General features: G+C 61.5%; 22 protein-coding genes. 21 read left to right on the forward strand and 1 reads right to left on the reverse strand.

The features are described from left to right. Positions 1-46 precede the first annotated feature (46 nt). Both C8D99_RS08245 and lptB read left to right on the forward strand, forming a co-directional pair. Positions 47-784, forward strand: coding sequence for an LptA/OstA family protein (locus tag C8D99_RS08245; RefSeq protein ID WP_133957658.1), 738 nt, complete (start codon positions 47-49; stop codon positions 782-784). Further along, a complete protein-coding gene (lptB, locus tag C8D99_RS08250; protein WP_133957659.1) occupies positions 781-1,506 on the forward strand; it encodes an LPS export ABC transporter ATP-binding protein in 726 nt (241 codons plus the stop codon). The genes C8D99_RS08245 and lptB overlap by 4 nt, the downstream gene beginning before the upstream one ends. Here lptB and C8D99_RS08255 read toward each other — a convergent pair. After that, positions 1,479-1,949 (reverse strand): hydrogenase maturation protease, encoded by a 471-nt coding sequence (locus C8D99_RS08255; protein ID WP_133957660.1) that lies wholly within the window; start codon positions 1,947-1,949, stop codon positions 1,479-1,481. The two genes, lptB and C8D99_RS08255, sit on opposite strands and share 28 nt — an antisense overlap. A 66-nt stretch (positions 1,950-2,015) precedes the next feature. On the opposite strand from C8D99_RS08255, the gene murJ reads away from it, so the two are divergent. The 19 genes from murJ (at position 2,016) to secF (ending at position 22,077) form a co-directional block, all read left to right on the forward strand. After that, positions 2,016-3,602, forward strand: a complete 1,587-nt coding sequence (murJ, locus tag C8D99_RS08260; protein WP_133957661.1) for a murein biosynthesis integral membrane protein MurJ — start codon at positions 2,016-2,018, stop codon at positions 3,600-3,602. Between the two features lie 3 nt (positions 3,603-3,605). Continuing rightward, positions 3,606-4,133, forward strand: a complete 528-nt coding sequence (locus C8D99_RS08265) for a hypothetical protein (RefSeq protein WP_133957662.1) — start codon at positions 3,606-3,608, stop codon at positions 4,131-4,133. Continuing rightward, entirely contained in the window at positions 4,130-5,155 is a 1,026-nt protein-coding gene (tsaD, locus tag C8D99_RS08270; RefSeq protein WP_133957663.1) for a tRNA (adenosine(37)-N6)-threonylcarbamoyltransferase complex transferase subunit TsaD, read from the forward strand. Before C8D99_RS08265 ends, tsaD begins: the two co-directional genes overlap by 4 nt. A 199-nt stretch (positions 5,156-5,354) precedes the next feature. After that, on the forward strand, positions 5,355-5,645 hold the full coding sequence (groES, locus tag C8D99_RS08275) for a co-chaperone GroES (RefSeq protein ID WP_133957664.1): 291 nt from the start codon (positions 5,355-5,357) through the stop codon (positions 5,643-5,645). 28 nt (positions 5,646-5,673) lie between these two features. After that, positions 5,674-7,305, forward strand: a complete 1,632-nt coding sequence (gene groL / locus C8D99_RS08280) for a chaperonin GroEL (protein ID WP_133957665.1) — start codon at positions 5,674-5,676, stop codon at positions 7,303-7,305. A 131-nt stretch (positions 7,306-7,436) separates the two neighbouring features. Continuing rightward, complete coding sequence (locus tag C8D99_RS08285) at positions 7,437-8,561, forward strand: AI-2E family transporter (protein WP_166670088.1); 1,125 nt, start codon at positions 7,437-7,439, stop codon at positions 8,559-8,561. A gap of 17 nt (positions 8,562-8,578) precedes the next feature. Continuing rightward, positions 8,579-9,226 (forward strand): D-sedoheptulose-7-phosphate isomerase, encoded by a 648-nt coding sequence (locus C8D99_RS08290; protein ID WP_133957667.1) that lies wholly within the window; start codon positions 8,579-8,581, stop codon positions 9,224-9,226. Further along, positions 9,223-10,209, forward strand: coding sequence for a type I phosphomannose isomerase catalytic subunit (locus C8D99_RS08295; protein WP_133957668.1), 987 nt, complete (start codon positions 9,223-9,225; stop codon positions 10,207-10,209). The genes C8D99_RS08290 and C8D99_RS08295 overlap by 4 nt, the downstream gene beginning before the upstream one ends. A 109-nt stretch (positions 10,210-10,318) precedes the next feature. Continuing rightward, on the forward strand, positions 10,319-11,848 hold the full coding sequence (gene guaA, locus C8D99_RS08300) for a glutamine-hydrolyzing GMP synthase (RefSeq protein WP_133957669.1): 1,530 nt from the start codon (positions 10,319-10,321) through the stop codon (positions 11,846-11,848). Between the two features lie 59 nt (positions 11,849-11,907). Then, positions 11,908-12,543 carry a molybdopterin-guanine dinucleotide biosynthesis protein B gene (locus C8D99_RS08305; RefSeq protein ID WP_133957670.1) on the forward strand — a complete coding sequence of 212 codons (636 nt, stop codon included), beginning with the start codon at positions 11,908-11,910 and terminating at the stop codon, positions 12,541-12,543. A 128-nt stretch (positions 12,544-12,671) separates the two neighbouring features. Then, positions 12,672-14,633, forward strand: coding sequence for a sodium-translocating pyrophosphatase (locus C8D99_RS08310; RefSeq protein WP_133957671.1), 1,962 nt, complete (start codon positions 12,672-12,674; stop codon positions 14,631-14,633). Between the two features lie 74 nt (positions 14,634-14,707). Then, on the forward strand, positions 14,708-16,447 hold the full coding sequence (dnaG, locus tag C8D99_RS08315) for a DNA primase (RefSeq protein ID WP_133957672.1): 1,740 nt from the start codon (positions 14,708-14,710) through the stop codon (positions 16,445-16,447). Between the two features lie 77 nt (positions 16,448-16,524). Continuing rightward, positions 16,525-16,803, forward strand: coding sequence for an RNA-binding S4 domain-containing protein (locus C8D99_RS08320; RefSeq protein WP_133957673.1), 279 nt, complete (start codon positions 16,525-16,527; stop codon positions 16,801-16,803). A gap of 58 nt (positions 16,804-16,861) precedes the next feature. Further along, the gene (eno, locus tag C8D99_RS08325; RefSeq protein ID WP_133957674.1) at positions 16,862-18,145 is read left to right on the forward strand and encodes a phosphopyruvate hydratase; all 1,284 of its coding nucleotides are present in this window, start codon (positions 16,862-16,864) and stop codon (positions 18,143-18,145) included. A 22-nt stretch (positions 18,146-18,167) separates the two neighbouring features. Continuing rightward, positions 18,168-18,548, forward strand: a complete 381-nt coding sequence (locus C8D99_RS08330; RefSeq protein ID WP_133957675.1) for a RidA family protein — start codon at positions 18,168-18,170, stop codon at positions 18,546-18,548. 57 nt (positions 18,549-18,605) lie between these two features. Then, positions 18,606-19,232 (forward strand): redox-sensing transcriptional repressor Rex, encoded by a 627-nt coding sequence (locus C8D99_RS08335; protein WP_133957676.1) that lies wholly within the window; start codon positions 18,606-18,608, stop codon positions 19,230-19,232. A gap of 69 nt (positions 19,233-19,301) precedes the next feature. Continuing rightward, the gene (yajC, locus tag C8D99_RS08340) at positions 19,302-19,673 is read left to right on the forward strand and encodes a preprotein translocase subunit YajC (protein WP_133957677.1); all 372 of its coding nucleotides are present in this window, start codon (positions 19,302-19,304) and stop codon (positions 19,671-19,673) included. A 118-nt stretch (positions 19,674-19,791) separates the two neighbouring features. Next, the gene (secD, locus tag C8D99_RS08345) at positions 19,792-21,189 is read left to right on the forward strand and encodes a protein translocase subunit SecD (protein WP_133957678.1); all 1,398 of its coding nucleotides are present in this window, start codon (positions 19,792-19,794) and stop codon (positions 21,187-21,189) included. An 18-nt stretch (positions 21,190-21,207) separates the two neighbouring features. Next, a complete protein-coding gene (secF, locus tag C8D99_RS08350; protein WP_133957679.1) occupies positions 21,208-22,077 on the forward strand; it encodes a protein translocase subunit SecF in 870 nt (289 codons plus the stop codon). Positions 22,078-22,284 lie beyond the last annotated feature (207 nt).

Consider the following 22,284-nt stretch of genomic DNA (forward strand, 5'->3'; position numbering starts at 1 on the left):
AAAATTCCTGTACAATAGGGGAAAATTCCGTATGGGAGGCTGTCCCATGAGATATGTTCGTTTCTCCGCTTTTCTTGTTCTGCTTGCTCTCTTCGCCGTTTCGCCCCTTTTTGCCGAGGACCTGGAGCTCACCTCCGACAAGATGCGCTACGAGTCTGAATCGGGGGATTTCTGGGCCGACGGGAACGTGAAGGTTACCAGGGGCACCATTATGGCCACCTCCAAGACTGCGGACGGGAACATGAACCGGCAGGTCTTCACCATGAAGGGGGGCGTCCACGTCTTCGGCGCCTGGCAGAACGACAAGGTGGACATGAAGGGCCAGACCCTGTCGGGAGTGTTCGCCGAGCCCCAGGAATACATCTTCGACGGGGGCGTGAAGGGCTTCTGGGGGTCCCGCCAGGTGGATGCAGACATGCTCCGAATGAAGGGCGACTACTTCTGGGGAACGAAGCTCCGCCGGTACGCCGACACGAAGGAAGGATACGTTCTCGTCTGCGACGCCCTGGAGGGAAAGCTGGAGAACGGTGCAATATCTGAATTTACCGCTGCCGGGAACGTCTATTTTCTTTCCACCCCGAAGCAGGGTGACCCCACGGAGATCCGGGGCAGCAAGGCCGTCTATTCCAAGGCGAGGGGAACCCTGGTGGTGTCCGGCGGCGTGACTGCCGTCCAGGCTGCCAGATCCCTGAAATCGGAAACCCTGATATTCTTCCCCGACAGGAACCGGGTGGAGGCTACGGGCAAACCCCAGCTGATCTTCAAGACGGGCGGATCGAAATGAGCAAGGCAATAACCGCGCGGTCCCTCTGCAAAGCGTACAGGGGCCGCACGGTGGTTTCCGAGGTGGACCTGGACGTCCACATGGGCGAGATCGTGGGGCTGCTCGGTCCGAACGGTGCGGGGAAGACCACCACGTTTTACATGATCGTCGGCCTCGTCAAGCCCGATTCAGGGGCTGTCTCCATCAATTCCCGGGAACTGACGGCCCTGCCGGTCTACCGCAGGGCCCGTCTCGGCGTTGGATATCTTCCCCAGGAGGCGTCCATCTTCCGGAACCTCACGGTGAGGGAGAACCTCGAGCTGGTGCTCCAGGAGAACCCTCCCCCCGAGGAACCGGCAAGGAACGTGGTGGACAGGCTGATAGAGGATTTCGGCCTCCAGAAGATCACCAATATCCCCGGCTATTCCCTCAGCGGAGGGGAGCGCCGCCGTGTGGAGATCGCCCGGAGTCTTGCCATCCTGCCGGACTTTCTTCTTCTGGACGAGCCGTTCAGCGGCATAGACCCCATCGCCGTCTACGACATCCAGCAAATCATCCTCAGCCTGAGGAAGAAGGGATTCGGCATCCTGCTGACGGACCACAACGTCAGGGATACGCTGGCCATCACGGACAGGACCTACCTCATCCACCAGGGAAAAATCGTCATCGAGGGGCCTCCCCAGGATGTGGCGGAGAGCGAAGTGGCACGGAAGTTCTACCTGGGCGACAGGTTTTCCTGGTAGCGCTCCAGTTCTTCCGTGCGCCCAGAACGGAGAACGCCCGCGACCCGTTTCACCGCATCCGCCGCTTCAGGTGAGAGCCTGTCGCCGAAACCCCTTCTCGCCGGCTGGATGCCGATGACGATTATCTCCATGGTGTCCCTGAACGGTTCCAGGAGCAGGGACAGGGGGATGCCGTGGCTGCTGAAGGAAATGCCCCCCGTGTCCTCCAGGTTCATTCGGCGGACGGATCCGCCCGGGAGTCCCATGTCGGCGGCGTCGGCCACGATGAGGACCCGGGGCGGATTTTTTCTGAGGGGGGCGAGCTGGTTTTCCGGCGTGGTTTCGCAGTTCACCGGGGTGACCCCTTCGGCGGGGAAGGCCTCCAGTTCGGCGAAAAGGGCGGGGCCGGCGCCGTCGTCCAGAAGGATGGGGCTGCCGATGCACCACAGTATTGTCTGGTTCATGGGTTTTCACGCTCCTTGCACGTCCGCGGGGCGGAGTGCGGATCAATTTCGGGGAGGCCGCTGACAGTGGCGAGATCGACTTCAACCATGGTGCGTCACGCCCTCTTCATGATGGCGGGAACGCTGGCGAGCAGGGTTCTCGGCCTGGTCCGGGAGATCGTCACCGCCGCGTGGTTCGGCGCGTCGGGGGTGCTCGATGCCTTCAACGTGGCCTTTACCCTAGCGAACCTCGCCCGGCAGCTTCTTGCCGAGGGAGCCCTTTCGGCTTCCTTCGTTCCCGTCTTTTCCAGGGTCCTGGCCGACAGGGGACGAAAAGCGGCGGAAGGACTTGCCCGCCAGGCCTTTACCGTGCTCCTGGCGGCCACGGGTCTGGCCGTTCTGGCCGGCATCGTTCTGTCGCCTCTCCTGGTGGGCATTATGGCCCCGGGATTCGATCCTGTCAAAACGTCCCTTGCGGTGTCCCTCACCCGGTGGATGTTCCCCTTCCTTCTGTTCGTCTCTCTGGCGGCCCTCGCCATGGGCGTGCTGAACAGCATGGGCTCCTTCCTGGTCCCGGCCCTGGCGCCCGCCCTGAGCAACCTTGTCTACATCGCCCTGGTGCTTCTGGTCGCTTCTCCCTGGGGAGTGTGGGGCCTCGCGGCGGCCGTCCTCGCCGGGGGAGCGTGCCAGTTCGCCCTGCAGTGGGGGTGGACGGGAAAGATGGGAGTCTCCCTTCTTCCCGCAAAGCCCGACCTCCGCGACCCGGACCTGCGGAGGATGCTCTCCCTGTTCCTTCCCTATGCCGCCGGACTCTCCCTCAACCAGGTCAACCCTGTGCTCAGCAGGATGCTCGCCTCTTTTCTGCAGGAGGGGGCCATCTCGGTGCTGAACTATGCGAACCGGGTCATCCAGCTTCCCCTGGGGCTGTTCGTCATCGCGGTCTCCCAGGCGGTGCTTCCCCAGCTTTCCCGGTGTTCCGCCGACAGCGTGGACGAATTCCGGGAGATCATGAGGGATTCTCTCCGGTTTGCCCTGTTCGTGGTGCTTCCGGTCACCCTCGGGATGACCCTGGTTTCCAGGGAAATCGTCCACCTTCTTTTCTTCCGGGGCGCTTTCGGGACGTGGGCATGGGAGGGAACGGCCCATTCCCTGGCCATGTATTCCGTCGGCCTCCCGGGCATGGCGTGTTCCACCGTGGTCATGAGGGGGCTCTATGCCCGCAGCCTTCCCAGGCAGGCACTGTGGGTCACCCTGACGAGCGTGGCCGCCACGGCCCTGTTCTCCCTGATCCTCATGAAGCCCATGTCTTTCGGAGGGCTTGCCCTGGCCACCTCCCTCTCCTTCACCCTTTCAGGGTGGGTGGGGGTGAGGCTGCTCTCCAGGAACCTGGGGACCGGCCTCGGTGTTTTTTCTCTTTCATGGGCCGGAAAAATGGCTGCCTCTCTGGCGGTGACCGCGGGGGTAGTCTTCGTGTACACTATTGGAATGCCCTATCCGGCGGAGGGAAGTCTTTCTCTCCGGGGGGCGTGGCTCGGAGGCATCTTCCTGGCCTCCTGCGCCGCCTACGGGGTGAGCACCGGAGTGATGCGCTTCCAGGAATGGGGCTGGCTTCGGGGCGCCCTGGCCCGGAAAAAGGGCGGCAGAGAACCGAAACGATCTGACGGGGAGGAATGAACCATGAAATTGAGAAAAATCGCGGCTCTTCTGTTTCTGTTGATTTTCGCCGTCGCCGGAGCCGCCGGCGCTCAGGATACGGAACGGCTTCTGGATCAGCGGACGGCAAACCTGTGGTTCGAAGGGGAGGCCCTTGGAGATCTCATCATCGGCGCCAGGGCCCAGTTCGCCTTCATTTACGTGGACGGGAAGCTCGTCGAGTCGGCCTGGTCCGACCCCATGGCCCCCGAATGGCTGAAAAACAACACCAGCTTCTACGGAGGCAAGGAAACCAGGAAGAAGGCCATGTTCATCATCCGGGTCCGGACGGTGAAGAACCTCACCCTCGACCATTCCATGATATCCATCGGCTCCCACGTGCTCACTCCGGCGGACGTGCTGACCAACCGGCACTTCGTCCCTGTGGGCGAGCTGCCCCCCGACCTGACGGCGGAGTTTGCCGTGGCCGTTCCCGCGGCGGCGGTGAAGGGGAAGACGGTGCGTTTCGCCGTGGGGGATTACGCCACGGAGCTGGAGCTGCCGAAGAGATGAGCTCACCGGAGCGGGAATTCCTCACCCTCGGAATCGAGAGCAGCTGCGACGACTCCGCCGTGGCCGTTCTTCGGGGCCAAAGGGACGTGGCCGCCGAGCTGCTCTCGAGCCAGGTGGAATCCCACGCCCCCTATGGAGGAGTCATTCCGGAATTTGCCGCGAGGATGCACCTCGAGGCTTTTCTCCCCCTCACGGAGGAAGTGCTCCGGAGGGCCGCCGTAAGGGAGCCGGCGAAGGAGATCGGTCTTATCGCCGTGACCGCCGGGCCTGGGCTCATGGGATCCCTCCTCGTGGGGGTCATGGCCGCCAAGGCCCTCTCCCTTGCGTGGAACGTGCCCCTCGTCGCAGTGAACCATCTCGAAGGGCACATGTTCGCCAACGTGGTTTCCTTCCCCGAACTGGCCCCTCCCTTTCTCTGCATGATCGTCTCCGGAGGCCACACGGAGATCGTCCTTGCTGAGGATTTCGGCAGGTATGTTTTCCTTGGCGGAACGAGGGACGACGCCGCCGGGGAAGCCTACGACAAGGTCGCCAAGGTCCTCGGCCTGCCCTATCCCGGAGGTCCCGCCGTGGATCGTCTCGCCGCTTCCGGCAATCCCGGGGCCTTCGATTTTCCCGTTCCCATGAGGGGAAGTTCGGCAGGGATCGTGTTCAGCTTCAGCGGCCTGAAGACCGCGGCGGTGACGGAAATCGGCCGCCTGCGGGCCGAAGGGAAAACGGTCCCGGTGGAGGACATCTGCGCTTCCTTCCAGAGAGCCGTGGTGGATTCCCTGGTGGGCAAGCTCGCCCTGGCGGTGAAGCGGACCGGTGTGAAAACCGTTGCCCTTTCCGGAGGGGTTGCCGCCAACAGCGCCCTGAGGGCGGCGCTGAAGGAGCAAAGAGGATGGAACGTCTTTCTGCCCCCCGTGAACCGCTGCACCGATAATGCCGTGATGATAGCCGCCGCAGGCTGCAGCGCCTATCTGCGGGGCGTCCGGACGCCCATCGACTTTGCTCCCGATCCTTCGTGGGAGCTCTGGTGAAGCATCTTTAAGCTAAAAAACTCGATAAATCGAAGAAAACAGGAGCAATAACGATATATTCGCCCATAATTCCCCATATTTCCCCTCTCCCGGTGTTGAGATTCCACCTCTTCATCCGTAATATCTATTCCGGTCATTTAGCACTCGCTTCGAATGAGTGCTAGCATTTTGTAAAACATTCTTAGGAGGGATTTGTACCATGAATCTGAAACCGCTTGGAGACAGGATCGTAGTCAAGGTCGTCAACCATGAGGAAAAGACCAGGGGCGGCATCGTTCTTCCCGACACCGCCAAGGAAAAGCCCACCGAGGGCGAAGTCATCGCCGTCGGCACCGGCAAGGTTCTCGAGAACGGCCAGAAGCTTCCCCTTGAGGTGAAAGTCGGCGACAGGATCATCTTCAGCAAGTATGCCGGCACCGAAGTGAAGCTTGACGGCGATGAGTACGTCATTTTCAGCGAGCGGGACGTGCTCGCCATCATCGAGAAGTAGTTCCATCTTCCAGAGGAGGTAGAAAATAATGGCTAAGATTCTTATTTTCGGAGAAGAAGCCCGCCGCGCGATGCTCCGCGGTATCGATAAAGTTGCCGACACCGTGGGTGTCACCCTCGGCCCCAAGGGCCGGAACGTGGTTCTCGAGAAGAAGTTCGGTTCTCCCACCATCACCAATGACGGCGTGACCATCGCCAAGGAGATCGAACTCGAGGACGTGTACGAGAACACCGGCGCCCAGCTGGTGAAGGAAGTCGCCTCCAAGACCAACGACATCGCCGGAGACGGCACCACCACCGCCACCGTTTTCGCCCGGGCCATCATCGCCGAGGGAATGAAGAACGTGGCAGCCGGAGCCAACGGCATGCTTATGCGCTCCGGCATCGAGCGGGCCATCGACCTCGTGGTCGACGAGCTCAAGAAAAAGGCCATTTCCGTGAAGAACCGGGACAAGATCGCCCAGGTCGCTTCCATCTCCGCCAATGACAAGGGCGTGGGCCAGCTCATCGCCGAAGCCATGGACAAGGTCGGCGAGGACGGCGTCATCACCGTCGAGGACAGCCAGACCGTGGGCACCACCCTTGAAATGGTGGAAGGCCTCCAGTTCGACAAGGGCTACATCAGCCCCTACATGGTCACCGATCCCGAGAGGATGGAAGTCTCCCTTGACGACGCCTACATCCTTATCCACGACGGCAAGATCAGCAACATCAAGGACCTCCTTCCCACCCTCGAGAAGGTCGTCCAGACCGGCAAGCCCCTGCTCATCATCGCCGAGGACGTGGAAGGCGAAGCCCTTGCCACCCTCGTGGTGAACAAGCTGCGCGGCGTCATGCAGGTCGCTGCCGTGAAGGCCCCCGGATTCGGCGACCGCCGCAAGGCCATGCTCCAGGACATCGCCATCGTCACCGGCGGCCAGGTCGTCAGCGAAGAGATCGGCATCAAGCTTGACAGCACAGAACTCTCCATGCTCGGCAAGGCCAAGAAGGTCCGCATCACCAAGGAAGAGACCACCATCGTGGAAGGCGCCGGCAATTCCGAGGAAATCCGGAAGCGCGCCGCCCAGATCAAGAAGGAGATCGAGGACTCCAGCTCCGAGTACGACAAGGAAAAGCTCCAGGAGCGCCTTGCCAAGCTCGTCGGCGGTGTGGCCGTGATCCAGGTCGGTTCCGCCACCGAGACCGAGCAGAAGGAACTGAAGCACCGCATCGAGGACGCCCTCAACGCCACCCGCGCCGCTGTCGAGGAAGGCATCGTGGCCGGCGGCGGAGTCGCTCCCGTGAGCTGCATCGACGCCCTCGAGAAGTTTGTCGCCACCCTTGCAGGCGACGAGCGCACCGGCGCCACCATCGTCCTGAAGGCTCTCACCTCTCCCCTGCACCTCATCGCCGAGAACGCCGGCTTCCAGGGCGACGTGGTCGTCGAGAAGGTCCGCGGCCTGAAGGCCGGGCACGGACTGAACGCCGCCACCGGAGATTACGTTGACATGATCGAGGCCGGCATCATCGACCCCGTGAAGGTTACCCGGAGCGCCCTCCAGAACGCGGGTTCCATCGCCGCCATGGTCCTCACCACCGAGGCCATCGTCGCCGACAAGCCCGAGAAGAAGGAACCCGCCATGCCCAGGGGCGGAATGGGCGGCATGGAGGATATGTACTAGAATCCATCCCCCCGCGGGAAGGAAGAAATGGTATAGTGAAGCCTCCCGGAGCAATCCGGGAGGCTTTTCCATTCCTTCATGGAAAGGGTGTGGCGTTCATGAAAGAACCGGCAGCGGACGGAGGTTCCGGAATGACAGCCCGGGAGGGAGGCAGACAGGCCCTTCCGTTTTTCGGCATTCTGGCGGCGGTGGCTTCCCTGGCCCTTGCCGTGGTCTTTCCCCTGATCAAGCCCCTCGCATGGTCGGTGCTCCTTTCCTTTTCAATCTATCCACTGTTTATGAAAATGAAGGAGGGGCCGTTCCGGAGGCGGTCCGACAATTTTTCCGCCGCTGCCGCCACCGGGATGATCGTCCTTTTCGCCGTCCTTCCCTGTATCATTGTCGTCGTCCTGGCCCTGCGGGAAGGCGTCCGCCTCCACGGATTCGTCCTCGAGGTGCTGGCAGCCATGGAATCTACAGGTGAGGGAGCTCTCGCCACTCTCCTTCCGGAATGGCTCGTGGAGCATATCCGCCCGTGGATGGTCCGGTATCCGGCGATCCGGGGGTGGGTTCGGGAGACGGCGGCCCGGGGCGCCGTGGAAGCGGTGTCGGCGGCGGGAGACGCGGCGCTGTTTCTCTACTACGTTTCCATCATCACCGTTTCCTGCTTTTTTCTTCTCCGGGACGGAAAGTACATCGTCTCCTACCTGCGGGAAATCGTCCCCCTCCCATCCGGTCAGGCTGCGGCCTTTTTCGACCGGGGAAAGGGGACTCTCCAGGCGGTGGTGTACGGTGTCCTGCTCACGGCCCTGGTGCAGGGGGCGGCTGGTGGACTCGGGTGGCTCATCGCCGGCCTGCCCAACCCGGTGCTCTTCGGCGCCCTCATGACGTTTTTTGCCCTGATTCCCTTCCTCGGGACCGCCTTTGTCTGGCTTCCCGGCGCTGCATACCTTCTGGCGGTTTCGGACTGGACCGGCGGCCTCATTCTGCTTGGATGGGGCGTTCTGGTGGTGGGGACCATCGGCCGGGTATTGAAGGCCCTTTTCATTTCCGGCGGAGGAAAGATCCACTTCTTCGTGGTCTTTGTGGGCATCGTGGGCGGTCTTGCCGCCTGGGGGATTCTCGGCCTTTTCATCGGGCCGCCCGTGATGAGCCTCTTTCTTTTTCTTCTTGAAAATTACAGGATCATGCGAAAGACCCGGAATCTGCAGCAGGAGGCCCATGCCGGAGCGGATATGGCCTCTTCCGGTGCCGGGGTGTATGATCAGGAAAACTGACGTTCCCGGAGGAAGGCATGAACGAACGGACCCGGAAGCTCGTTGACTGTTTTTTTGCTGAAAACCCCGGCCTGGAACCTGTTAGGGATCAGGTGCTCGAGGCTGCCCATGTGCTGGTCCGCCGATTTTTGGAGGGCGGCACGCTTCTTGTCTGCGGCAACGGGGGAAGCTGTGCCGACAGTGACCATATCGTAGGGGAGCTCATGAAGGGCTTCCTCCTGAAGCGCCCCCTGCCGCCGGCGGAGCGGGAACTCTTCGGCTCCCTCTTCGGCCCGGAAGGCACGGCTCTGGCGGATAAGCTCCAGGGAGCTCTGCCCGCCATATCCCTCTGCAGCCAGCAGGCTCTCGTGACGGCGGTGGCCAACGACGGCGATTACGGCCTCGTATTTGCCCAGCAGGTCATGGGGTACGCCGGCCCGGGAGACGTGGTGCTGGGCATTTCCACGTCGGGGAACGCCCGGAATGTGAAATGGGCCCTCATGGCGGCGAAGGCGAGGGGCGCCTTTTCCATGGCCCTTACCGGCGAAGGGGGAGGGGCGCTGAGGGATGCGGCGGACCTGTGGATTCCCGTCCCGGACGGACGGACATTCAGGATCCAGGAGCTTCATGGGGCCGTCTATCATTTTCTCTGCGCCTTCGCCGAATCGGAGATGTTTCCGGAATGACGGAACACGGAGCGCCTTTTCTGCTGCTTCCGGCGTACAAGGACTACCTGTGGGGCGGAAACAGGCTGGCCTCCCTCTTCGGAAAGAGAGGGGGCCCGGAACGGATCGCCGAGAGCTGGGAACTGTCCGCCCATCCTGACGGTGAATCGGTGATCGCCGGCGGACCGTTCCGCGGGCAGACCCTGACGGCCTTTCTGGAAAGCCACCCCGGGGCGGCCGGGACGGCAGTGCCGGCGGGGAGGGGATTCCCTCTGCTCGTGAAGCTCATCGACGCCGCCCGGAACCTTTCCGTACAGGTCCATCCCGATGAAGACTACGCCCGCCGGACGGAGGGAGGACGGGGAAAGACGGAGATGTGGTATATCCTCCGGAGCGATCCCGGCGCTTTCCTCTACTGCGGCTTTTCCCGCCCGGTGACGAGGGGGGAAGTGGAACGGCGCATCCGGGAGGGCACTCTGCCGGAAGTCCTTCGTTCCGTCCCCGTGGAGCCGGGAGGTGTTTTCTTCATCCCGGCGGGAACGATCCACGCCATAGGGGAAGGCATCGTCCTCGCGGAGGTACAGGAGAGCTCCAACATTACCTATAGGGTCTTCGATTACGGCAGGGCCGGGGAGGACGGACGGCCCAGGCCCCTCCACATCGGGAAGGCCCTGGATGTCCTTCGCATGGATGAAGGCTGCCCTCCGCCCCCGGGGGGGGAAGGGGAGTTCCGTTTCGTTCCCGGAGGGAAGCTTCGCCTCCTGTGCTCCTGCCCATCCTTCACCTGCAGCGTGCTGGAACTGAACGGGCGTTTTTCGCAAAAAGTGGGGGACGAGTTCTTTCTTTCCCTGCTCTGTCTCGACGGAAAAGCCCGTCTCTCATCGTCCGGAGGCGGACTGGGGATCGGCACGGGGGACAGCGCCTTCGTCCCTGCCGGGCGAAGAGACATTGTCCTTGAAGGAACGGGTCACTTTCTGCTTACATTCCCCGGCAGGCCGGAGTAATGTTACTTGCCCGGAGATTCAGCTCAATGTTCCCTTCTGTGGAACGAAGAAGGGCTTTCTGATAAGATACCTGTGCTATACACCCCATTGATTCGGGAGGAATGGTTTTTTGGACAACATCGTCATTCTTGATTGCGGTTCCCAGTTCACCCAGCTCATCGCCCGCAGGGTCAGGGAGCTGAAGGTGCACAGCGAAATCCTTCCCTGGGATGTTTCCCTGGGTGAGATCGAAAGCCGCAGACCGAGGGGCGTCATCATCTCGGGAGGCCCCATGAGCGTCACCGACGAGGACGCCCCCGCCTTGCCGGAAGGACTGTTCTCCCTGGAAGTGCCCGTGCTGGGCGTCTGTTACGGAATGCAGCTTGTCACCAGCATGATGGGAGGCAGGGTCACATCGGGAAAGGCGAGGGAGTACGGCCGCACTGAAATTTCCGTTTCCGGAGAATCCCTTCTCTTCGAGGGAGTGCCGTCCTCTTTCGAGGTCTGGATGAGCCACGGCGACCACATCGATGCCCTCGCCCCCGGCTTCCGTCTGGTCGCCGAGACGTCGAAGGGCGTTCCGGCGGCCATGGAGAATCCCGAAAAGGGCATCTGGGGTCTCCAGTTCCACCCCGAAGTGGTCCATACCCGTTTCGGCACCGAAATCCTCTCCAATTTCCTGTTCAAGGTCTGCTCCTGCTCCCCTGACTGGGACCTGGGGAACTGGATCGATATCATGGTGGAGGAGATCCGGCAGAAGACCGGCGATGACCGGGTGATCTGCGGCCTGTCGGGCGGCGTGGATTCGTCGGTGGCGGCTGTTCTTACGGCCAGGGCCATCGGCGACAGGCTCGACTGCATTTTCGTGAACAACGGCCTGCTCCGCCTCGGCGAGGCCGAGGAAGTGCTGGAGCAGTACAAACAGCTCAGTCTCAAGGTCCACTACGTGGATGCATCGAAAACGTTCCTTTCAGCTCTCGCCGGCGTGACCGATCCCGAGCGGAAGCGGAAGATCATCGGCGAAACCTTCATCCGCGTATTCGAAAAGGAGGCTGCCCGGTTCGAGGACGCGGCATGGCTCCTCCAGGGGACCCTGTATCCGGACGTCATCGAGAGCGGCCACAAGGGAAAGAACGCCTCGGTCATCAAGAGCCATCACAACGTGGGGGGTCTGCCGGAGGACATGAAGCTTAAGGTCCTCGAACCCCTCCGGGACCTCTTCAAGGACGAGGTCCGGTCCACGGGCCGCCTTCTCGGCGTGCCGGAGGCCATCGTCTCCAGGCAGCCCTTCCCCGGCCCCGGGCTTGCGGTGAGGTGCCTCGGCGAGATCGACGAGACGAGACTGGATACTCTCCGCCGCGCTGATGCCATCTTCCGGGAGGAGATCGTCTCCTGGGAGGGGTATCCGTCCATCTGGCAGGCCTTCGCCGTCCTCCTTCCCGTAAAGACCGTTGGGGTCATGGGAGATTCCAGGACCTACTCGGAAGTGGCCGTCCTCCGGGCGGTGGAGTCCCACGACGGAATGACCGCCGACTGGGTCCGGGTGCCCTACGACATTCTCGACCGGACAGCGCGCCGGATCTGCAACGAGGTGAAGGGAGTGAACCGGGTGGCCCTCGACGTGACGAGCAAGCCGCCCTCCACCATAGAATGGGAGTAGGATGAACAGGGGAAGGGCACTGAACGATAGGTACCGGCAGAAAGGGAAGGAATGGTTTCATGCCGCTTCTGATCGCTGTTTCCGGTTTTAAGGACGGGGGAAAGACCACCCTTGCCCTTGCGCTGCTGCGGGAAATTCTTTCCGCCGGTTTGAGCGCCGGTTTTGTGAAACATACCGAGAAAAACGTCCTTTCCCCGGAGGAGACCGATACGGGCAGGGCTTCCGCTCTGGGAGTTTCCTCACTGTACTGGGGCGGGGACGGTGCCGTCCTTGAAGCGGGTGCCGGAGAAATCTCCAGGGAGAAGATACTGGAGTTCTTTCCCGGCAAGGACGTCGTGATCGTGGAGGGGGCCAAATACATCCCCCTCCCCAGGATCTGGGCGGGTTCCCCGGAAGAACTGCCGCCCGACGTGAAAGGCGTGTTCGCCTTTTTCGACCGCACCGGCGCGGGCGGTGACGGAAGCCGCATTTTCGTGCCGGGAACGGAGAAGCAGCTCGCGGCGAGGATTATCGAAATGTACGAAAAAGCCGAGGGAGACCAGCCTGCCTCCCTGTACGTGCAGGGAAAGCAGATCCCCCTGAAAGCCTTTGTTTCGGGGATGATCGCAGGATGTCTCGCCGGGCTCGTCCTTCCCCTGAAGGGAGTGAACTCGCTGAAAGGAGGGGCTGAAATCTACCTGAAACGGCGGAAATAAGCCTTTTTTTGGCAATCCATGCTTGTTTTTTGTATTTTTACTCCCTATAATTGCTGTCGCAGCGGGCTTTGTCCATTTTTTTCGTAATTTGTGGACGCTAGTCTCATCATAACGAGGAGGTAGTGGAAATGGACTTTTTGTTGTTGTTGATCGTCGGCATCACGGGAATCGCCGCCCTTGCTTTCGCCTTCATTTCCTATGTGCGCATCGACATGTTCAGGGTTGATAACGAAAGGGTCTCCGAGCTTTCACACATTATTCACAGGGGGGCAATGGCCTTCCTGTACAGGGAATACAAATGGCTTCTTCCCTTCCTGCTTATCGTGGGAGTGCTGCTCTGGATCAAGATCGGCGGAGCGGCCGGATTCTCCTTCATCATCGGCGGACTCTGCAGCGCCGCGGCCGGCTACGCAGGCATGGTGGTCGCCACCAAGTCCAACGGCAAGACGGCCTTCGCCGCCACCAGGGGCATGAACGAGGCCCTCACCATGGCCTTCAAGGGAGGCAGCGTCATGGGCATGTCCGTGGTGGGCATCGGCGTCCTGGGCATCCTGTTCTGCTACGCCCTCTTCGAAGATCCCACGCTCATCACCAGCTTCGGCATGGGAGCCAGCTCCATCGCTCTCTTCGCCCGTGTGGGCGGCGGAATCTACACCAAGGCCGCCGACGTGGGAGCCGACCTGGTGGGCAAAGTCGAGGCGGGCATCCCCGAGGACGACCCCCGGAATCCTGCGGTCATCGCCGACAACGTGGGCGACAACGTGGGCGACATCGCCGGAATGGGCGCCGACCTGTTCGAGTCCTACGTGAACTCCATCATCGCCGCCATGGCCATCGGCCTGGCCGTGTTCGGATCGAAGGGCGTGGTCTTTCCCCTCGTCCTGGCCGCCGTGGGCATTCTCTCCGCCATCGCCGGAACCACCTTCGTCAAGGTGAAGGACGGCGGAAGCGCTTCCGTGGCCCTCCGGACCGGAACCTTCGTCACGGGCGGCATCATGATCGGCGGCGCCTTCCTCGTCACCCTCGCCATGTTCAGGGAATTCGCCCTCTTCTGGTCCGTCGTCTCGGGTGTGGGCGTGGGCGTGCTCATCGGCTTCGTCACCGAGATCTATACCTCCGGCGACTACGCCTCCGTGAAGCACATCGCCGAGTCCTCCAAGACGGGCCCCGCAACGGTCATCCTCGCCGGCATGGCGGTGGGCATGAAGTCCACCGTGATTCCGGTGCTCCTCATCTGTGCCGCCACGCTTATCAGCTACTACTTCAGCGGCCTCTACGGCATCGCCTGCGCCGCCGTGGGCATGCTCTCCATCACCGGGATGGCCCTGAGCGTTGACGCCTACGGGCCCATCGCCGACAACGCGGGCGGCATCGCCGAGATGAGCCACCTGCCCAAGGAAGTCCGCAAGATCACCGACAAGCTTGACGCCATCGGCAACACCACCGCCGCCATGGGCAAGGGACTTGCCATCGGCTCGGCCGCCCTCACGGCCCTCGCCCTGTTCGCCGCCTACGCCCATTCGGTGAAGCTCACCGCCATCGACCTCAACGACCCGAAGGTCATGGTGGGTCTCTTCCTCGGCGGAATGCTTCCCTTCCTGTTCAGCTCCATGTCCATCCAGGCCGTGGGCCGTGCGGCGGAAGCCATGATCGACGAAGTGCGCCGCCAGTTCAAGGAAATCCCCGGAATCATGGAGGGCACCGGCAAGCCCGAGTATGAGAAGTGCGTGGACATTTCCACTGCAGCGGCCCTGAAGGAAATGATCATCCCCGGCCTGCTCGCCGTCCTCTCTCCCGTGGTGGTAGGCTTCGTTCTCGGCGCCCAGGCCCTCGGCGGGCTTCTCGGCGGCTCCATCGTCACCGGCGTGATGCTGGCCATCTTTATGTCCAACGCAGGCGGCGCATGGGATAACGCCAAGAAGTACATCGAGGAAGGCAACTTCGGCGGCAAGGGTACCCCCGAGCATGCCGCGGCAGTGGTGGGCGATACGGTGGGCGACCCCTTCAAGGACACCGCCGGCCCCAGCCTGAACATCCTCATCAAGCTTATGTCAGTCGTAGCCCTTGTTCTCGCGCCCCTTTTCGTATAAGGGCGAAAGAAGAGTACAATACTGGGGGGAGGGGAAACCTTCCCCCCGAATTTTTTGGTTTTAGGAGGATCAGGGTGCAGTCAGACGACGTCCGCATTATCAAGGAACGACTCGATATCGTGGAAGTGATAGGGGATCATGTCCGGCTGAAGAAAGCCGGGGCGAATTTCATCGGCCTCTGCCCCTTTCACGAGGAGAAGACCCCGTCCTTCACAGTCTCCCCCTCCCGGCAGACCTTCCACTGCTTCGGCTGCGGCCAGGGGGGCGATATCTTCACCTTCGTCATGGAGAAAGAGAGCCTCGGCTTCAGGGAAGCCCTGGAGGTCCTTGCCTCGAGGGCGGGAGTAACTCTTTCCGCCGCCAGGGGAGGGGAGAAAAGGGACCGGAGCCTCTCGGACATCATGGAGATGGCCTGCTCCCATTACCGGAACCTTCTCCGGGGCCCTGAGGGTGAGGCCGCCCGGGCCTACCTTGGAAGGAGAAACCTGCCCCCTGAAACCTGGGAGAGCTTTGAGCTCGGGTGGGCGCCCTCATCATGGGACTCCCTCTGGAACAGCCTGTTCCGGCAGGGCGTACAGCCGAAGGAGGCCCTGGACGCGGGACTCGTCCTGGAAGGGAAGGGGGGGCTCTACGACCGGTTCCGGGGCAGGGTGATCTTTCCGGTGAGGGATATTGCCGGACGGCTCCTCGCCTTCGGAGGACGGCTCATCGACGGCGAAGGGGCCAAGTACATCAACAGCCCGGAGGGAACCCTCTACAGCAAGAGGAAAAACCTCTACCTCCTGCACCGTGCGAAGGAAGCTGCCCGGGCCTCGGGCCGCCTGATCCTCGTGGAAGGCTACATGGACGCCATACGGCTTCACCTCGGCGGCTTCGGGGAAACCGCCGCCTCCCTTGGAACGGCCCTCACAGAAGACCAGGCGGCGCTCATCCGCAGGCTTGCGGACAGGTGCTGCATCTGCTACGACTCCGACCTCGCGGGGCAGGAGGCGGCCATGAGGGGGATGTACGTGCTCCAGAAGGCGGGGCTGGACGTTCGGGTCGTGGAGCTCCCAAGCGGAAAAGACCCCGACGATCTTCTCTCCCTTCCCGAGGGAAAGGATCTCTTCGGGAAGGCCCTCGAGTCCGCCAGGCCCCTGATTCTCCATCACGTATATCTTCGGGGGGAGATGCTCCGTTCCCCGGACAAGCGCCGCAAAGCCACGGACGAAATTCTCTCGGGGCTGGGCAGCCTGTCCCCGGTGGACGTTGCCCCCTACCTGCCGAGGGTCGCCTCCGCCATGGGCATTTTCCCCCATGAACTCAGCGGCCTCCTGGAGGACTACCGGAAAAAAGGAGGGAACCGGGAACCATCCGCCCCGGCGAAGGAAAAGCCCGCCCCGTCCGGAAAGGAAGACGAAGGAAACGAAGTGGAGGCCGCCGTCTGTGCCCTTCTGTGGAAGGACGACCATATCCGCAGGACCGCCGATGAAATGAAGATTCTTTCCCTTCTCGAGGACGAACGGTTCCAGACCGTGGCCGCCGCTCTTCTTTCCGCTCCGTCGAGGGAGGATGTGGAGTCCCGCTGGCATTCCCTCGGGGAGACCTTTCCCCTCCGGGCCATCGCCCGGGGAGGGGAGTGGTGCGAAGGCCTCGGGGAAGCCCGGGCGGCATGGGACGTGGTCCTGGACATTCTCGCCAGGAGGAAGGCCCGGCGGGAGTATGAGCACATTCGGGAAAAACTCTCCCGGGGAGAGGCGGGCAGGGAAGATCTCCTGCGGTTCCAGGAGGTGGCCCTGATCCTGAAGAGCAGTCCCAGGGAAAAGGGAAAATGACTTTGTGAAAGAATTGAAAAATAAGGATGAGGTTTGATATACTTTTCGTTGGTTTCAAAACCGGAGGAAGAAGAATCATGAGACTGGACAAATATCTGAAACTTGCCCGCCTCGTCAAGAGGCGCACCGTAGCGCAGGAAATGGTCACCCTCGGAGCTGTGAGGATCAACGGCAGGCAGTGCAAGCCTGCTGCCGTGATCCGGGCCGGGGACGTTCTCGACATTGCCTACCCGTCGAGGATCCTGACCGTGGAGGTTCTCTGCGACGAAGAAAACGCGCTGAAGCGGTGTGCTCCCGGAGGGGCCTACGGCATCCGGGAGGAGCGGCGGGCGGACCCGGCGGAGAAACCGTGGTAGCGGAAGAAAATCATCCCCTGTACGGATGAGAATGGAACTGAAAAAGGAGCTGAGATCGATGAGCAGTATTATTGGAGTGCACGGAAGAGAAATAATCGACTCCCGGGGAAACCCCACGGTGGAAGTGGAGGTCTGGCTTGACAGCGGAGCCTCGGGAAGGGCTGCCGTTCCCTCCGGTGCGTCCACCGGAACCTACGAGGCGGTGGAGCTTCGGGACGGCGGTCCCAGGTACAACGGCAAGGGGGTTCTGAAGGCCGTGAACGGGGTCAACGAGAAGATCGCCCCCGAGATCATGGGCTTTGACGCCGATGACCAGGCGGAACTCGATGCGGCGCTCATGGAGCTTGACGGAACGCCGAACAAGGGCGAACTCGGCGCCAACGCCATTCTCGGCGTGTCCCTCGCGACAGCCAGGGCGGCGGCGGATGACCACGACATGCCCCTGTGGGCATGGATCGGCGGCCTCGGGCCCTTCTCCCTCCCCACGCCCATGATGAACGTGATCAACGGCGGAGCCCACGCTGACAACAACGTGGACATCCAGGAGTTCATGATCGTCCCCCACGGGGCCGAGACCTTTGCCGAGGCCCTCCGCATGGGGGTGGAGACCTACCATTCCCTGAAGAAGACGGTAAACGCCAGGGGCTACAGCACCGCCATCGGCGACGAGGGCGGATTCGCCCCCGATCTGAAGAGCAACCGGGAGGCCATCGACCTCATCCTCGAGGCGGTGGAGAAGGCCGGGTACGCCCCCGGCAAGGACGTGAGCCTGGCCCTCGACCCCGCCGCCTCCGAGTTCTTCAAGGATGGCAAGTACCATTTCGCCGGAGAGAACAAGGTGTTCTCCGCAGAGGAGATGGTGGATTACTGGGAGGAACTCTGCCGGGACTATCCCATCCTCTCCATCGAGGACGGAATGGCGGAGGACGACTGGTCCGGATGGGCCGTCATGACCTCCAGGCTCGGGAAGAAGATTCAGATCGTCGGCGACGACCTGTTCGTCACCAACCCCGAAAAGCTCTCCAGGGGCATTGAGGAAGGGGTCGCCAACGCGGTTCTCATCAAGCTGAACCAGATCGGCACTCTCTCCGAGACACTCAACGTCATCGCCCTCGCCAAGCGGTACGGATACGGCACCATCATCTCCCACCGCTCCGGCGAGACGGACGACTCCTTCATCAGTGACCTTTCCGTCGCCACCGGTGCAGGCCAGATCAAGACAGGAGCCCCGGCGCGGATCGACAGGGTCGCCAAGTACAACCAGCTCCTGCGCATTGCCGAAGACCTGGAGCGGGCGCCCTATGCCCGGCTTTCCCAGTTCCGGGGTAACCCCTACAGATAATACCTACGAAGGAGGAAACGTGATGAAAAAAATCATTTCCACCACGGCGGCCCCGGCGGCCGTCGGACCCTACAGTCAGGCTGTAAGGGCAGGGAATTTTCTTTTCTGCTCGGGACAGATTCCCATCGATCCCGCCACGGGGAATTTTGTTGAGGGCGGCGTGGAGCAGCAGGCGGAGCAGGTCCTTAAGAATGTCAGGGCGGTTCTCGAGGGGGCCGGCTACACCCTTTCCGACGTGATCAAGGCCACCGTTTTCGCAACAAGCATGGGCGATTTTGCCGTGGTCAACGGCGTATACGCACGACACTTCGACAAGGAGCCGCCCGCGAGGTCCTTCGTGGAAGTCAGCGCCCTTCCCAAGGGCGCCCTCGTGGAAATAGAAGTCGTCGCCTGGAAGGAATAGCTTCCGGGGCGGAGAACGTCTCCGCCCCTTCACCATCCCACTGAAGGAAGTGCGGAAATGAAGATAGCTGAACCCACAGTTGAACGGCTTGTACAGTATCACCGCCTGCTGGAGCAGCTTGTCGCCGAAGGGCAGAAAGTGGTCTCCTCCCAGGAAATGGGGGAGATGCTGTCCTTCAAGGCCAGCCAGGTGAGAAAGGATCTCTCCTATTTCGGAGAGATCGGCAAAAGAGGCGTCGGCTACCACGTTGACCGTCTCCATAAGCATATCAGCCGCATTCTGGCCTCACCCAGGAAATGGTCCATCGGGCTCGTCGGAGTGGGAAAGCTCGGAGAAGCGCTGCTGGGATACCAGGCCTTCCAGAACGACAAATTTCACATCAGGGCTCTTTTCGACGTGGACACGGACAAGATCGGTACGGAAATCCAGGGCATTCTCTGCTATTCCGTGGATGACATCACGGAAATCGTCCGGGAGAAGGAGATAGAGGTTCTGATTCTCACCGTTCCCGGCGGAGCGGCGCAGCATGTGGCCGACAGGGCGGTCCAGGCGGGAACGGTGAAGGGAATCCTCAACTTTGCCCCGGTGTCCCTTTCAGTCCCGGAGAATGTGCTTCTCGCGGCGGTGGATATTTCGGTGGAGCTCGAGAAGCTGCTTTTCTTTCTCAAGCACAAAGAGGAGTAGTATTTGATAGAATATCATGGTCCCCTTCGGGGCCTTCGAACCAAAATACTTTGAGGAGGCGTTTTTTTCATGGATCAGCAGTGCGGACAGGCAGCAGGAGGAGCTGGAGGACAGGGCAGTCTTATGGGAATGCTTTTCCCCCTCGCGATATTCGTCGTTATCTTCTACTTTTTCATCATCAGGCCCCAGAAGAAGCGGCAGAGAACTCAGGATGAACTTCTCGCGTCCCTTTCCAGGGGAGATCAGATCGTGACCATCGGCGGATTCTTCGCCACCATAAGGGAAGTCAAGGATGACAGCATCGTTGTGGAAATAGCAGACGGAGTGAAAGTCCGTATACTGAAGTCAGCAGTGGCCACCAAGCGCGCGGCCGCCGCCCCCCAGCAGAAGGAATCCGCCCCCAGGGAGGATGCAGGCAAAACGGAAGAGGAGAAAAACTGACCTTTTCCCGGGTGAGGAAAGACACCGGTGCGGAGAGGGTCGCCTCCGGGCGGCCGCTCCGCTTTTTCCGGTCCTTTGATATGCACTAATTTCGCGGAGTGTCCAGGAGGGAAGAATTATGCTCAGAAGAGACCGCTGGCGGCTCGGTTTAGTCGCCATCGTGGTTGTTGCGGCTCTCGTGACGGTGTTTCCCATCTCGGGAAAGATCAACCTAGGGCTTGACCTGAAGGGCGGCGCACACATCGTCCTTCAGGCGAAGGAATCTGAAGACAGCAAGGTGACGGAGGACAGCATCGAAAGGCTGCTCGCCGTCCTGCGGAACAGGGTTGACCAGTACGGCGTGGCCGAACCGGTCATCCAGAGGGAAGGCCGGGATAGGGTCATCGTTGACCTTCCCGGAATTCAGGATCCCGATGCGGCTCTCGAACTCATAGGCAAGACCGCCGAACTTGAGTTCCGGTCTGTTGTCGAGGCCACCGCCACCGTTCCCCCCGGCCCCCAGAGGCCGAACTACGACAGTGACGAGGAGTTCAGGCGGGCGGAGACCCGGTGGAACGAAGCCAGGTCCCAGATTGAGGCGGGCAGGGAAACCCTCGCCAAACGGAGCGGGGAAATCGCCGGGTCCAGGGTGTCCAGGGACGACGAAGGCCGGTACTATCTCCTCGGGCCGGTGCTGGTGGGCGGAAAGGACCTCGTGGACGCCAAAACCCAGTACGACAACCTTGGCCGGGCGGTGGTGGCCCTCACGTTCAGCTCCGAAGGGGCCAAGCTCTTTGACAGGGCAACGGCTGACAACGTGGGACGGCAGATTGCCATTGTCCTTGACGGAGTGGTCATATCCGCTCCCGTAGTCCAGGAGAGGATCACCGGCGGAAATGCCCAGATTTCGGGACGGTTCAGCCCCGCGGAGGCAAGCCGGCTTTCCATCATGCTCCGGGCCGGCGCGCTCCCCATCGCCGTCGAAGTCATAGAGAACAGGTCGGTGGGGCCGAGCCTCGGCGAGGACTCCATCAACTCGGGAATCCGCGCCGGCCTGATCGGCGCCTCCCTTGTGTTCCTCTTCATGCTGCTCTACTACAGGACGCTCGGCATTGCCGCCGACGCGGCCCTCGCAGTGGCTATACTCCTCATCTTCGCGGGCCTCATCTCCCTCAAGGCGACTCTCACCCTTCCCGGAATCGCTGGTATCGTTCTTACCATCGGTATGGCCGTGGACGGTAACGTGCTCATCTATGAACGGATGAAGGAGGAGACACGTGCTGGGAAAACGCCCCTGGCGGCCATCGACGCCGGCTTCAAGAAGGCCCTCGCTACGATCCTTGACTCGAACATCACCACGCTCATTGCGGCGGCCGTGCTGTTCTACTTCGGCAGCGGACCTGTCCGCGGTTTTGCGGTGACCCTCAGCATCGGCATCGTGGCGAGCGTTTTCTGTAACGTACTCGTCACCAGGGCGCTCCTCCAGCACTTCATGGGAGGACGGGGTGCGGCCGGTTCCATGCTGCACCGCTCCTGAGAGGGAGGAAAGACGACCATGAGAACTTTTTTCATCGACTTCATGAAACACAGGAAGGCAGCCCTGATGCTCAGCCTTCTTTGCATCGCGGCGAGCCTCGGGCTCATTTTCGTCAAGGGACTGAACCTCGGCATCGACTTTACCGGGGGGAACGTGGTGCAGGTAGAATTCACACAGCCCACGGCCATCGAGGACATCCGGCAGGTTCTGGCCTCCGTCGGCCAGGGAGGTTCCGTCATCCAGTCCTACAGCGATCGGGGGGTCATCATCCGGATCAGCGCCAATGAAGAAGAGGCGCGCAGGCAGACCGTGGAGTCCCTGCGGTCGAAATTTCCGGGCATGCAGGTCATCCGGCTCGAAAAGGTCGGCCCGGTAGTGGGAGAAGAACTGCGGCAGGAGGCTTTTATCGCCCTGATCCTCGCCCTGGCGGGCATTCTCGCTTACATAACCGTCCGGTTCCAGTTCCGCTTTGCCGTGGTGAGCGTCGCGGCCCTTCTTCACGACGCCGTCATCACCCTGGGGATGTTCAGCCTCACGGGCATGGAGATTTCCTCGTCCTTCATCGCGGCAATTCTCACCATCGTGGGATATTCGCTGAACGACACCATCGTCGTCCTCGACCGCGTCAGGGAGAACTGGAAAAATCTCAGGAGCGCGGGGATAGTGGAACTGCTTAATTCATCCATCAACCAGACCCTTTCCAGGACCATCAACACGTCCGTCACAACCCTGCTTCCCGTCATTGCCCTCTATCTGTGGGGCGGAGAGGTGCTCAGGAGCTTCTCCTTTGCCCTGCTGGTGGGAATCCTGGTGGGTACCTACAGCTCCATTTTCATCGCCTCCGGCCTCCTGGCGGAGTGGTGGAACAAGGTGCCCCAGAAGGGCTGATAATTATCCGCAGTACGGGAGCCCCCTCAGGGGGCTCCTTTTTTTTCGTCTTCGTTTCTGTTGTTTGCGGCCGGGGCTTCAGACGGACACCTAAATCCGCAGCTTTTTCTGGCAGAGGGAGTGTCGCCGGGCACAGCGCCCGGGCCGAGAAACCGACAAGGATGTCGGTTTCAGGTGCAGTTGTCAAGGATGACAATCTGCACCGGC

Source organism: Aminivibrio pyruvatiphilus, from assembly GCF_004366815.1.
Classification (GTDB): Bacteria; Synergistota; Synergistia; order Synergistales; family Aminobacteriaceae; genus Aminivibrio; species Aminivibrio pyruvatiphilus.